Source organism: Patulibacter medicamentivorans, from assembly GCF_000240225.1.
Classification (GTDB): Bacteria; Actinomycetota; Thermoleophilia; order Solirubrobacterales; family Solirubrobacteraceae; genus Patulibacter; species Patulibacter medicamentivorans.
Map to the genome: position 1 here is coordinate 1 of NZ_AGUD01000318.1, position 12,677 is coordinate 12,677.

The 12,677-nt window shown below is 74.2% G+C and carries 9 protein-coding genes and 1 pseudogene; 5 read left to right on the forward strand and 5 right to left on the reverse strand.

Going from position 1 to position 12,677, the window contains the following annotated elements:
• A pseudogene (locus PAI11_RS22910) lies at positions 1-1,025 on the reverse strand (hypothetical protein); the annotation flags it as partial.
• A 4-nt stretch (positions 1,026-1,029) separates the two neighbouring features.
• Positions 1,030-3,078: a PHP domain-containing protein gene (locus PAI11_RS22915; RefSeq protein WP_007579269.1), complete on the reverse strand. Its 2,049-nt coding sequence runs from the start codon at positions 3,076-3,078 to the stop codon at positions 1,030-1,032.
• Between the two features lie 768 nt (positions 3,079-3,846).
• Between PAI11_RS22915 and PAI11_RS22920 the strand changes: the two genes are divergently transcribed.
• A complete protein-coding gene (locus PAI11_RS22920; protein ID WP_007579272.1) occupies positions 3,847-4,773 on the forward strand; it encodes a type IV toxin-antitoxin system AbiEi family antitoxin domain-containing protein in 927 nt (308 codons plus the stop codon).
• A 209-nt stretch (positions 4,774-4,982) separates the two neighbouring features.
• Here PAI11_RS22920 and PAI11_RS22925 read toward each other — a convergent pair whose 3' ends face one another.
• Positions 4,983-6,095, reverse strand: a complete 1,113-nt coding sequence (locus tag PAI11_RS22925) for an inositol-3-phosphate synthase (protein ID WP_040601481.1) — start codon at positions 6,093-6,095, stop codon at positions 4,983-4,985.
• Between the two features lie 264 nt (positions 6,096-6,359).
• On the reverse strand, positions 6,360-6,968 hold the full coding sequence (locus PAI11_RS22930; RefSeq protein WP_007579276.1) for a CDP-alcohol phosphatidyltransferase family protein: 609 nt from the start codon (positions 6,966-6,968) through the stop codon (positions 6,360-6,362).
• Between the two features lie 138 nt (positions 6,969-7,106).
• Between PAI11_RS22930 and PAI11_RS22935 the strand changes: the two genes are divergently transcribed.
• Entirely contained in the window at positions 7,107-8,069 is a 963-nt protein-coding gene (locus tag PAI11_RS22935; protein WP_170320776.1) for a decaprenyl-phosphate phosphoribosyltransferase, read from the forward strand.
• A 38-nt stretch (positions 8,070-8,107) separates the two neighbouring features.
• On the opposite strand, the gene PAI11_RS22940 is transcribed toward PAI11_RS22935, so the two are convergent.
• Positions 8,108-10,066, reverse strand: a complete 1,959-nt coding sequence (locus PAI11_RS22940) for a glycosyltransferase family 39 protein (protein WP_007579279.1) — start codon at positions 10,064-10,066, stop codon at positions 8,108-8,110.
• Between the two features lie 70 nt (positions 10,067-10,136).
• Between PAI11_RS22940 and PAI11_RS22945 the strand changes: the two genes are divergently transcribed.
• From PAI11_RS22945 to PAI11_RS22955, 3 genes are read left to right on the forward strand one after another with little or no spacing between them, the layout of a single operon-like run.
• Positions 10,137-10,661, forward strand: a complete 525-nt coding sequence (locus PAI11_RS22945) for a MauE/DoxX family redox-associated membrane protein (RefSeq protein ID WP_007579281.1) — start codon at positions 10,137-10,139, stop codon at positions 10,659-10,661.
• Positions 10,658-11,500: a thioredoxin domain-containing protein gene (locus PAI11_RS22950; RefSeq protein WP_007579283.1), complete on the forward strand. Its 843-nt coding sequence runs from the start codon at positions 10,658-10,660 to the stop codon at positions 11,498-11,500. Before PAI11_RS22945 ends, PAI11_RS22950 begins: the two co-directional genes overlap by 4 nt.
• A gap of 3 nt (positions 11,501-11,503) precedes the next feature.
• Entirely contained in the window at positions 11,504-12,616 is a 1,113-nt protein-coding gene (locus PAI11_RS22955; RefSeq protein ID WP_007579285.1) for a hypothetical protein, read from the forward strand.
• Positions 12,617-12,677: the final 61 nt, after the last annotated feature.

A 12,677-nucleotide genomic window follows, 5' to 3' on the forward strand; every position in this document is an offset into this window, starting at 1 on the left:
GCCGCGGTCCGCCCGCGCGCCAGCAGCGCCCCGGCCAGCAGCGGCCCGCCGGCGAGGGCGGCCAGCCGGGTCGCGTTGCCGCCCATCGGGGTCTCGAGCAGGCCCGCGAGCAGCACGGCGGCCAGGTACAGCGCCGCTCCGGCCCGCAGAGCGCGCTCCTCGCGGGGCAGGACGGCCAGCGTCGCCGCCAGCACGACCACCGCCGGCCACAGCGCCGAGGCCACGAACGGCTCGCTGCCGCCGCCGGGGAACGCCACCGACAGCAGCAGCGCGACGCCGAACGCGGTCGCCGTCGTGGTCGCCGCCACCATCCGCGAGGCGGGCGCGCCGATCCACCAGGCCAGGCCGGCGAGCGCCAGGAACAGCGCGGCGACCGGGCTGGCCAGCGCGGTCAGCAGCGCGCCGGCCGCGGCGCCGATCTCGCGACCCAGGTCGCTGACGCGAACGTCGCCGGCGACGACCAGCGTCACCAGCGCGAGCGCCGTGCCGAGCACGAACGTCATCCGGCCGGTGAACAGCAGGCCGCCGATCCCGGCCGCGAACCACCACGAGGCGACGGTGGCGGCGTCCAGGCGGAACCACCGGCCGGCAGCGGCAGCGGCAGCGGCAGCGTCCGTGGGCGAGCGACCTGCGGCGAGCCCGTCGGCTGCGGCGAGCCCGTCGGCTGCGGCGAACCCGTCGGCCGGGGCGGAGGCCGGCGGCCACCGGCGGCGTGCCAGCCGCTCGAAGGCCCAGGCCGCGACGATCGCCGACAGCGCCCCGGTGGCCGTCGCGCCGATCGCCGCGCCGAGCAGCGGCAGCAGCACGCTGTAGCTCGGCAGGTGGTGGCCGCCGAACCACGACAGGTCGTAGAGCCACGCGCCCTGGCGGGCCAGCTCGATCCGGTGCTCCTGGGCGGCCAGGTCGGTGGTCGCGGGCGCCAGCGCGACGTACAGCAGCCCCAGCAGCAGGGTCAGCGTCCAGGCCGGGATCCGCCGACGTGCTCCCGCGGCGTCGGCGGCCGGTGCGGCCGCGGCCGTCGCCATCGGGTCAGTCCCGGGTCGCGCGGCGCACGCGGCGCTCGCGCACCCGGCGGCGGGCGCCGGGCGGGGTCGCCTTCGTCTCGAGGAACTTCAGCGCCTGGACGTAGACCAGCGTCCCGGGCTTGGTCTCGATCTCGGCCATCGACAGCGCGACCAGGAACTCCTCCGGCCCGTCGAAGTCGGGGATCCGCACGCGGACCGACCCGAGGCCCGCGGCGACGTGGCTGTCGGAACCCGCGCCGGCGACGATCCGGTACTTCTCGGCGAAGACGGCGGCCTCCTCGTTGAACGACCCGATCGCGACCCGCGGGTTGAAGACCTCGATCGCGTCGACGTCGCCGACGACGTCCAGCAGGTGCTCGTAGTCGGGCACGCTGTGCATCCGGTCGAACGGGTGGGGGACGTAGACCAGCCCGCCCTGGCGGCGGATCTCGGCGATCGCCTCCTGCAGCGTGACGCCCTTCGGGATCCGCTCGCTGAGGAACATCCCGATCACCTCGCCCTGGTCGGCGGTCTTGACCTCCTCTCCGACGATCACCTTGACCCCGAACCGCTCGGCCTTCTCCAGCGCCTCGAAGGCGCCGGAGACCTCGTTGTGGTCGGTGATCACGATCGCCCCGAGGCCCTGGCGGCGGGCGGCGTCCAGCAGCACCTCGACCGGTGTGGCGCAGTCGCCGCTGTGGTCGGTGTGCATGTGCAGGTCGACGTCGATCCGAGGCCGGTCGCGCAGGCGGGCGACCACGGCGGGGTCGAAGCGCTCGGGATCGTGGCGGCGGGCGCGTACGACGGCGTAGCGCTCCAGGACCCAGTCGACGTGCGCGGCCCAGGTGCGGCCGGCGGTCCAGGCACGGCCGGCGGCGCGCAGCTCCTCGCGCAGCGCCCCGTCCCGCAGCAGCCGCTCGAGCTGGGCGACGAGGACCTCGCCGTCCCCCGGCTCGAAGAGCAGCCCGCGGGCCCCGCCGTCGGTCAGCTCGTCGTGGACGCCGATCCGGCTGGCGACCGGGATCGCGCCCAGGTGCAGGGCGGCGACCAGCGCGTGCGGGGCCGGGCGGGGGCCGGTCGAGGCCAGGATCACGACGTCGGCGTCGGGCGGCAGCAGCCGCACGCCGTCGTGGTCGCCGGGCCGGGCCGCCTCGTCGGCCTGCGGGGCGCGCTCGCCGGCGGTCCGCCCGGCCCGCAGCTCCTCGACCGGCAGGAAGTCGATCCGCTCGCGCAGTTCGGGCTTCAGCGGTGCGGTCGGCGCGTCGCCGTCGGCCACCACCACGGTTGCGCGCCAGGGGAGCGACAGGTCCAGCCGCCGCAGCGCGCGCAGGGCGGCGCGGCGGGCGGGACGCTCTTCGTCGAAGGGGACCACGATGTGCAGCGGCCGGTCGCCGGAGGTGCCGTCGGCCGCGGGCGGGCGGGCGTCGTCGGTCGCGCGGGCCTCGTCGGCCCCGGCGGTGCCGGGCGCGTCGTCGGCGGCGGCCGGCGGCGGGACGCGGGCGACGTAGCCGAGGCCGATCGGGAACGAGTGCGCGACCAGCGCCGCGGTGGTGGCGCTGGCGGCCTGGCGGTCGTCGAGGCGCCCGAGCAGTCGGCTGGCGCGCTTGCGGGTGACCTGGGTCGCGATGAACCGCTCGGCCGGCAGGTGGAAGGTCCCGACGTTCAGCGTCCGGCTGTGGCGCAGCGCGATCGAGCTGACGGAGGGACCGAACGGCTCGTGGACGTGGACGATGTCGAGCGGCAGCGCGGTCAGCGCGTCCTCGACGGCGCGGGCGGCGTCGACCGGCAGCGTGCCCGCCGTCGTCGTTCCGGGGATCGGCGGCAGCGCCTCGCCGACGGCCAGCACCGCCGGTGGGTCGCCGGCGGCGGGCAGCAGGCCCGCGGCGTCCTCGTGCAGCGCGGCCCGGGTCCGCTGGACGCGCTGGGGATCGCGCGACGGCGCGAGGACCACGACCCGGTGCCCGCGCCCGGCCAGCTCGCTCGCCAGCCGCAGCGCGTGCGCGGTGACGGGATGCCCGGCCTCCAACGGGTACGGCGTGATCTGGGCGATCGCCAGCGGCGCTGCGGAGGTCACGGCAGCAGCATAGGCCGGGGCGGCCTCAGGGGGCGTGGCGCGGGCGCCCTCCCGGGAGCCGTGGGGCCGCGGCGCGGGGGGTGGCGCGAGCGAGGCCGCGGAGCGGCGCGGCCGCATCACCGGGGGTGGCGCGAGTGGCGCTGGGCCGCGGCGAGGGCGGTATCGCCGGGGGTGGCGCGAGCGGCGCTGGGCCGCGGCGAGGGCGGTATCGCCGGGGGTGGCGCGGCGCTGGGCCGCGGCGTCGGCGACCTCCTGGTAGCCGCGGGGCCGGCGCCGCGGGTGCGGTGCGAGGAAGACCGGGGTCACGGCGCAGGCGGTATCGCGGGAGTGCGGCGACACCGCGGACCGGCTCGCGGCTCGCGGTCCGCAGCCGTGACGCGGAGTCGACACGAAGGTGGCACGAGTCGCCGCACACCTGTGCTGCGGGCACCGGAAGACTCGCTGCAGCCGGTCGGATGGGCAGGTGGCGTCAGCTCCCAGGCCCCCGGAGATCCAGAGGGTGGCGTCAGTTCACCGGTTCGCCTGGCAGGTGGCGTCAACTCACCGCGCTGAGCGATCGCAAATGACGCCACCCGCCGGACGCGCCCCACGATTGACGCCACCTGCCCACCGCCGACCGCCCGACCGCCCCACCTGCCCACCGCCGACCGACCAACCGACCGCCCCACCGCCGACCGCCCGACCGCCCGACCGCCCCACCGCCCGACCGCCGACCGCCCCACCGCCGACCACCTCGTCGAGCACCGACGTTCCCCTCGACATCCCGCCATGACCTCATCGAACTCGCGCACCCACCCGCTGCGCCGCGACGCTCTGATCGCGCTCGTCGCCGAACGGCAGCACGGAGTCGCTTCGCGGCGCCAGCTGCTCGACGCCGGGCTCTCCGAGGACGCGATCTCGCGTCGGATCGCGTCCGGGCTCCTGCATCCGCGCTACCGCGGCGTCTACGCGGTCGGTCATCCCGCCCTGTCGTCGGACGGGCTGCTGATGGCCGCCGTGCTCGCGGCCGGGCCGGGAAGCGCGCTGAGTCACCGGTCGGCAGCGAGCCTGCTCGGCCTGCGAGCGACCGCCCGCCGGGCGATCGACGTGGTCTCGCCGCGGCAGCCGCCGGAGCGCGCCGGCATCACCGGTCATCGCAGTCGCCTGCTCGGTCCCGAGGACCTGACCGCGGTCCGCGGGATCCCCGTCACGACCGTGGCCCGGACCCTCGCCGACCTGGCGCCGCTGCTCGACTCCCGGGGGCTCGATCGCGTCTGGCGTCGGGCCGAGGAGCTCCGCGCGATCGACGTCTTCGCGATCGCCCGCCAGCTGCGTCCCGGCCGGGCGGGGACGGCGGCGCTGCGGCGACTGCTCGCCGCGGCCGACGAGGGGCTGCTCGCGACGCTGACCCGCAGCGAGCTGGAGATCCTCTTCCTCGAGCTGGTGGCGGCGGCTGGACTGCCGACGCCGCTGATGAACGTGCCGATCGACGCCGCGGGCGGCCGCTACGAGGTCGACGCGCTGTGGCCGTCGGTCCGGCTGGTCGTGGAGCTGGACGGCTGGAGCGTCCATGGGACCCGCTCCGCCTTCGAGGACGATCGTCGTCGTGACGCCGACCTCGCCCGGGCGGGATTCCGGGTCGTGCGCTTCACCTGGCGCCGGGTGGTCACCGATCCGGTCGTCGTCGGGACGACGCTCGCCGACCTTCTCCGCTGACCCGGCCGGCGGCGAACTGGCGTCAACTGTCCGGGCACCGGAGGAGGTGGCGTCAGTTCGCCGCGCCGGGCGCAGCGAATTGACGCCACCGCTCTCGGACCGCGCTCACCATCGCCGCGCCGCCGCCCCTCCCCGAAACGCAGAACGGCCCGGAGCGAAGCCCGGGCCGTCTGGTCACGCAATGCCGTCCGTCGGGACGGCGGAAGGGCTCAGGCCTCGACGGCCGGGACCTTCGCCTTGCCGCCCTCGCCGCGGACGAGGCGGTTCTTGGCGATGAACTTCTCGGTGTCCTGGCGGGCGATGTCGTCGGGCCGCTGGTTGTGCGGCGACTTCATCAGGTAGGACGACGGGCCGTCCAGCTGGCCGCCGAGCCCGTTGTTCAGGCCGAGCTTGACCAGGCGGGCGGCGTCGATGATCACGCCGGCCGAGTTGGGGGAATCCCAGACCTCGAGCTTCAGCTCGGCGGTCAGCGGCACCTCGCCGAAGGCCTTGCCCTCGAGGCGGATGTGCGCCCACTTGCGGTCGGTCAGCCACGGCACGTAGTCCGACGGGCCGACGTGGACGTCGTCGGCGGGCAGATCGACGCCGGCGACCGAGGTCACCGCGTTGGTCTTGGAGATCTTCTTCGACTCGAGGCGCTCGCGCTCGAGCATGTTGAAGAAGTCCATGTTGCCGCCGACGTTCAGCTGCGAGGTGTGCTGCAGCACGACGCCGCGCTCGTGGAAGAGGCGGGCGAGGGCGCGGTGGACGATCGTGGCGCCGACCTGCGACTTGATGTCGTCGCCGATGATCGGCAGGCCCTTCTCCTGGAAGCGCTTGTCCCAGTAGTCCTCACGCGCGATGAAGACGGGGATGCAGTTGACGAAGCCGCAGCCGGCCTCGAGCACCTGCTCGACGTACCACTTGGTGGCCTGCTCCGAGCCGACCGGCAGGTACGAGACGACGACGTCGGTCTTCGTCTCCTGCAGGATCTTGACGATGTCGGCGGTCTCGCCCGGCGCCTTGGTGATCTTCTGCTTCAGGTACTTGCCGAGGCCGTCGTGCGTCATGCCCCGGTAGACCGGGACGTCCAGCTTCGGGACGTCGGCGAACTTGATCGTGTCGTTCGGGTAGGCCCAGATGGCCTCCGACAGGTCCTTGCCGACCTTGGTCTCGTTGATGTCGAACGCCGCGGTGAACTCGATGTCGGAGACGTGGTAGCCGCCGAGGTCCACGTGCATCAGGCCGGGAACGGTCTTGCTGGCGTCGGCGTTCTTGTAGAACTCCACGCCCTGCACGAAGGAGTTGGCGCAGTTGCCGACGCCGATGATCGCGACGCGCACCTTGTCGCGCTGGTAGCGGCCGTTGCCGTTGGACGCGGCCGCGCCGTTTCCGTTACTCGTCTTGCTCACGGTTGTTCTCGAAGTCCTCGATCTCGATGGGGAGCCGGCGGGCGCGGATCGGGTCCACGTCGGGCCAGCCGGCAGGCGGGAGGTCCAGAGCCAGGAACCCCGCACGCCGCAGCCGGTTACAACTCCGTCACAGGGGTCCGATGCCGCTGCACGGGCGGGTGACGGTGCACCCGGCGGGACGGTGATCGTCGCAGATCAGTCGCCGGCGGCGCTGTTCAGCTGACTGCGGACGTGCCACATCCGCTGCGCCGTGGTGAAGACGCCGAGCGCCGCCAGCACCCAGATCGACGCCGGCAGCAGGTCGAGGCCGCCGGCGATCTCCTCGCCGCCGAGGACCAGGCCGACCGAGAGGATCACGACCCGGACGGCGCGGCTGCCGATCCCGGCCTTGCCGTCCAGGCCCAGGCCCTCGGCCCGGGCGCGCGTGTAGCTGACCAGCAGCGAGCTGACCGCCGCCAGCGCCGCCAGCCCGGCGTTGACGTCGTCGCCGTGCTTCGCGTAGACCATCACGACCGCGGTCAGGACGATGCCCTCCTCGATCCGGTCCAGCGTCGAGTCGAGGAACGCCCCGAAGGTGGTGCCCTTGCCCGACATCCGCGAGTAGCGGCCGTCGAGGGTGTCCATGATCGAGCCGAGGATGAACGCCACGCCGCCGAGGACGTAGTGCTCCTGCCAGATCAGGACCGCGGCGAGCAGATTGCCGAGCAGGCCGGTGACCGAGATCGCGTTCGGCGTCAGCGGCAGGTCGACGAGCCACTGCTGAAGGCGCGTGCGGTCGGCTGGGGTGTCGGTCGCGGTGGTCATGGGGCCGCCGGGGAGGGTACGCCGAACGTCGGACCGCGCGCGGGCCGGTCGCCCCGCGGTGCCCGTCGGACCGCGTTCGGAGCGCCCGAACGAGGCCCGAGTGCCGCGGGAGGGTCCACATCCGGCAGACTCCCGGGCGTGTCCGGCGAGACCTCCGCGCCCGTGACCGCCGACACGGTGCCCGCACCCGAGTCGGCCGGTCCCGCCCCCTCCGGTGGCCCGGTCCCCGCATCGCGGGGGTCGCTGGCCCGTGGGCTGATCCGCACGGCGCGTCCCAAGCAGTGGGTCAAGAACGTCCTGGTCTTCGCCGCGCCGGCCGCCGGCGCCGCGCTCAACGACGGCGGCGTGATCCGCGACGCGGTGCTGACGTTCGTCGCGTTCTGCCTGGTCTCCAGCGCCACCTACATCCTCAACGACGTCGGCGACGTCGAGGCCGACCGGCGCCACCCGACCAAGCGCAACCGGCCGATCGCGGCCGGGATCGTGCCGGTGCCGGTGGCCCTGGTCGCGGTGGTCGCGCTGCTGCTCGTCGGCCTCGGCCTGGCCTACCTGATCAGCTGGCGGCTCGGCGCGCTGCTGACGGCCTACAAGGCGCTGACGATCGCCTACACCTTCCGCCTCAAGCACACGGCGATCCTCGACATCATGGTCGTGGCGGCCGGCTTCGTCGTGCGCGCGATCTCGGGCGGCGTCGCGGTCGACATCACGCTCTCGAAGTGGTTCCTCGCGGTCACCTGCTTCGGCTCGCTGTTCATGGTCGCCGGCAAGCGCCACGGCGAGCTGCTGCACGTCGGCGACGGCTCGACCCGCAAGGCGCTCGAGCAGTACACCGTCGAGTACCTGCGGTTCGTCGTCACGATGGCGGCGGCGGTCACGATCCTGACCTACTGCCTGTGGGCGTTCGAGCACCCCAAGACCAGCGAGGTCCCGTGGTGGGGCCTCTCGATCGTCCCCTTCGTGATGGGGATCATGCGCTACGCGCTGCTGGTCGACCAGGGCAAGGGCGGCGCCCCCGAGGAACTGGTGATCCGCGACCCGGGGCTGCGGCTGATCGGGCTCGCGTGGCTGGCGCTGTTCCTCGGGTCGGTCTACATCCACTGAGGGGCGGGCCCGGCGGGCACCGGCTCCGGGAGCCCGCGTCAGCGCGCCCGCGCCGCCGGATCGGCGATCCGCGGGGTGCAGCGCCGCAGGCGGTAGACCCGGACCGACGGCCCCGGCCGCTCGTACCGCAGCGGCCCGAAGTTGAAGGCCAGGTCGTACTGGAAGTAGTGCTTGGCGCTCGGCCCGTCGAACGGCGCGATCTGGAACGCGACGTCGGCCTGGCGGTCGAGCGCGCGGTAGTAGCGGGCCGCCTCGGGCACGCGAGCGGGGTTGTTCATCACGCGGCCGGACTGCATCGACCCGGAGACGATCCAGCAGGCGCCCTTCTCGCGGTAGAAGTTCAGCAGCCCCGGGAACAGCGTGTAGCCGTTGTTGGCGAAGTCCGCGCGGCGGTTGATCTTCGCCTTCAGCCGCGGGTAGCGGCGGATCAGCTCGGCCTTGTCGGCGCCGGTCCGCACCAGCCGGTTCCAGCGGTAGCCGACCCGCGACTTCGGGTTCGGCAGCCGGGCGCCGTCGGCGTACCACTCCTTCGGCATCATCGGCTCGACCACGATCGTCGACCCGGCCGGGACGTTCTTCACCATCCAGTCGCGGGCGACGCTGCGGGTGTCCTCGCGCGACAGCACCACGTCGTTGTGGACCGTCCAGATCAGGCCCTGCGCGACGACGACGACCGCGGCCGCGACGCCCAGGCCGAGCCGCAGCCCGGCGCCGCGGACGTTCAGCCGCCGCAGCAGCCACGAGCCGAGCCAGACCCCGCCGGCGGCGGCGAGCAGCGCCAGGATCGGGTAGACCGGCATGCCGTAGCGGGCGAAGTAGCGGCCCTGCGAGCCGACGTAGGCGAAGAAGAGCAGCGGCGCCGGGATCAGCAGCAGCGCCTGCCAGCGCTCGGCCTTCAGCAGCCGCAGCCCGCCGACGACGGCCAGCAGCAGCGGCAGCAGCCCGAAGCCCCACAACAGCGACCAGCCGTAGTAGCGGTAGCCCGAGGACTGCGTCTCGCCGAGCAGCAGGCCGCCCTTCGTGTACTCGGAGAGGTGCTGGACCTCGTCGACGAAGAACCCGGGTCGCAGGATCGCGTAGGGGTCGCAGAGGAAGAACGCGACCGCCGCGCCGATCGCGGCGACGACCAGGCCGAGCAGCGCCGGCCGCCAGTGGGGCAGGGCGAAGCCGCCGCGTGCCGCCCTCGTCGCGGCGCCCTCGTCGCGCGCGCCCTCGGGATCGCTGCCGCCCGCCGCCGGAGCCGCCCCCGCCGGCAGCGTCCCGCGGAGGTCGCCCGGCCGCCAGCCGAGCGCGTGGATCACCGCGGCGGTGCCCATCGGCAGCAGCACGAAGGCGGCGTTGTACTTGAAGCCGACCGCGATCCCGATCGCGATCCCGGCGACGAGGTAGTCCCTGCGGCGCCCGTAGCGGACGATCCCCGCGATCCCGAACAGCGCCAGGCCGGTCGGGGCCAGCGACGGTGCGTCGTTGAGCGCCAGGTGCCCGTAGTGGGTCGGCAGGAACGCGGTCGCGAGGATCGCGGCGGCGAGCAGGCCGACGCGACGGTCGAAGAGCCGGGCGCCGGCGGCGTAGAGCAGCGCGATCCCGGCCGTCGACAGCAGGGCCGAGGCGACGCGGGCAATCGTCCAGACGTCGGCGGGGTCGGTCGCCCAGGCCTTGACGATCCCGTCCGAGGACCAGTGGCCGAGCCACAGCCCGGCGGCGATCCACTCGATCAGGCCGGACGGGTTGAGCTGGTAGTCGGGATCCAGCGACGAGCCGCGGAAGTACTCGACCGCCCGCGGGACGAAGTGCGAGCGCTCGTCCAGGTTGTAGCCGAACGGCAGGCCCCAGCGGATCCCCCACAGGCGCAGCACGAGCCCGACCAGGACGATCCCGGCGAGGGCGATCCACCACCATCGCGGGGAGCCGGCCGCGGCGGCCGGGTGATCGTCGCCCGCGATCGTCGCGCCGCCGTCCGCCGGCCGCTCGTCCTGCTGCTCGCCGCCGGTGCGCATCGCGGGGCACTGTACGACGGATCCCGGCCGTGCGGTGCGCTCGCGGGCGCCCGGTCGCTACCCTCGATCGGTGCCTGCGGCCGTCACCGTGCTGCTCGCGGCGACGCTGACGCTCGCCGCGATCGCCAAGATCCGCGACCCCGCGCCGTTCCGGACGACGCTGCGGGTCGCCCTCTCCGATCGCGCGGCCCGGGCCGTCGCGCTGCTGCTGCCGCCGATCGAGTTGGTGCTGGCGATCGCGCTGGTGAGCGGCGTCGCGGGCTCGCTGGTGGCGGCCCTGACGCTGCTGCTGATGGTGGCCTTCACCGCCGCGCTCTGGTGGCTGGAGCGGCGTGCCCTCGCGAGTCGGGCGGGCACCCTGCTGCGCTGCAACTGCTTCGGCTCGGGCGGGGACGGCGATCCGGCGACCGGACGCGTCCGCAACCTGCTGCTGGCCGCCGGCGCCGCCGTCCTGGTCGTCGAGCCGGCCGGCGCGCTCTGGGACGTCGGGGCCGGCGAGCTGGCCGGGGCGGTCTGCGTCGCGGTCGGCCTGACCTGCGTCTGGCAGCTGGCGATCGCGCTGCGACGGCTGACGCGGGTGGGGTTGCCGTCGTGAGCGCGGTCTGGATCGTCGCGACCGTCCTCGCCTGGGCCGTCGTCGCGCTGCTGGTCGCGGTGGTCGTGACGCTGCTGCGCCAGGTCGGCGAGCTGCGGGCCGACGTCGCTCGGCTGCTGGGCTCCGGCCCGCTCGGCCCGGCCGAGGAGCCGGCGCCGCTCGACGCGGCCCTCTACGACCGCGTCGAGCCGTTCTCGGCCGGCGTGCTGCACGACGGCGACGTCCGCCACGCTCCCGCGGTCGCCGGCTCGATCGCGATCGGCGGCGAGGACGACCGGCCCGCGCTGCTCGTCTTCCACGCCCCCGGCTGCGCCAGCTGCGAGGGGATCGAGGAGTCGCTGCAGGAGGTCGTCGCCGAGCGTGCCAGCGACGACGATCCGGTGCCGGCCGACGGTGTGCGGGTCCTCAGCGTCCTCGCCCTCGGCGAGCCCTACGCGATCGCGCACCTGCAGGAGCAGCGCCTGCACGGCGTCCCGACGATCGCCTTCGACGACCTGCCCGAGCAGCTGCAGCCCGAGTCGACCCCGTCGCTGGTCGGCGTCGCCCGCGGATCGGTGGTGGCGCTGGGCCGCCCGACCGACCCCGATCACCTGCGCGAGGCCGCCCGCGCCTGCGAGGACGGGGTCTTCGCCGGCGCGCCCGATTCGGTCCGGATCGCCGACTGGGGCGAGACGATCCCCTTCTGGGAGCTGGACGGGGACGGCCCCGACGGCCAGCCCCCGGCCGACCCGCCGTCGCTCGACGTGCGGATCACCGCCGGCGCGGAACCTGGCGCGTCTGCGCTAGCGTCACCGCGCGCCGCGCCGGGGGGCGGGGCATCCACCATCGAGGAGCACTGACCGTTGTCGCTCGACGAGCTCGTCCGCACCGCCCAGGCCCGCCTGGCCTCGCCCACGCCGTCCCGCCGCCGGTTCCTCGGCAGCGTCGCCGGTGCTGCCGCGGGCGGGACGCTGCTGGCGGCCTGCGGCGACGAGAGCGGCGCGACGACGACCAGGAAGGCGGCCAGCGACGGCAGCCGCAGCGACCCGCGCCACCGGCCGAAGGACTGCGGTCACGGCCGACTGCAGATCAACGTCTGCTACTCGCCGTACCGCACCCTCCGCAGCGAGCCGGCCGAGTTCCTGCCGAAGGGGCGGACCGGGATCGCCGTGCGCAAGGGCCCGGCCCCGGACGCCCCGATCATCTACAAGCACGGCAACCCGGTGATCATGAACGTCGACGGGGTCTACGGCCGCGTCAGCGAGCGCGACGGCGGCGTCGAGCGGGACTGCCCCGCCCCGCCGATGCGCCCGGGCCTCGGCGCCGGCCGCGGGTTCTACTGGGGCTACCCGACCGCGCAGTCGGGCACCCACAACAAGGGCGGATGGATCGCCGGCGTCGTCGACGGGACCAGGTACTCGGTCAGCGAGCCGGACTTCCCGGGGATCATCTGCGGCCCCGCCGACCTCGACTTCGACTGCCGCGCGGGGACGAAGAAGAACACGAAGTACAAGACCGGCTGCGCCAACAACGCCCGCAAGGAGGACCCGGGCTACAAGTGCGGCGGGTCGACGATGAAGTGGGGCACCTGCGGCAAGCCGGTCACGATGGAGGTCGGGATCTACCGCGATCCCGGCGAGGTCGACCTGATCACCTCGCTCTCGCACGAGCGCTACAACCTCAAGTACGAGGCCGACGGCACCACGATCTTCTGGCTCGTCCCGGGCGACGTGGTGGCGCGCTACTGCTACAAGTGCACGCAGCGCAACCCCTCCGAGCGCTGCCCCCCGGAGACGCGCAGGAAGGACCGCAGCTGCTGCCGCTCCTACTCCTGCGTGACCGTGATCAAGGCGGCCTACGTCCCCCGCGGCGTCGCCGGCTGGGTCAACTCGAGCGTCCTGCGGCGCAAGGGCACCGCCAAGCCCGAGATCGACAAGGCGCTGAAGGAGCTGGGCGGCTCCTTCAACGGCTACTAGCGGGTGGCGCCTGGCGTCCGTGGACGCTTCGGATCTCGCCACCGTGTTCGCTCGGCAGTGC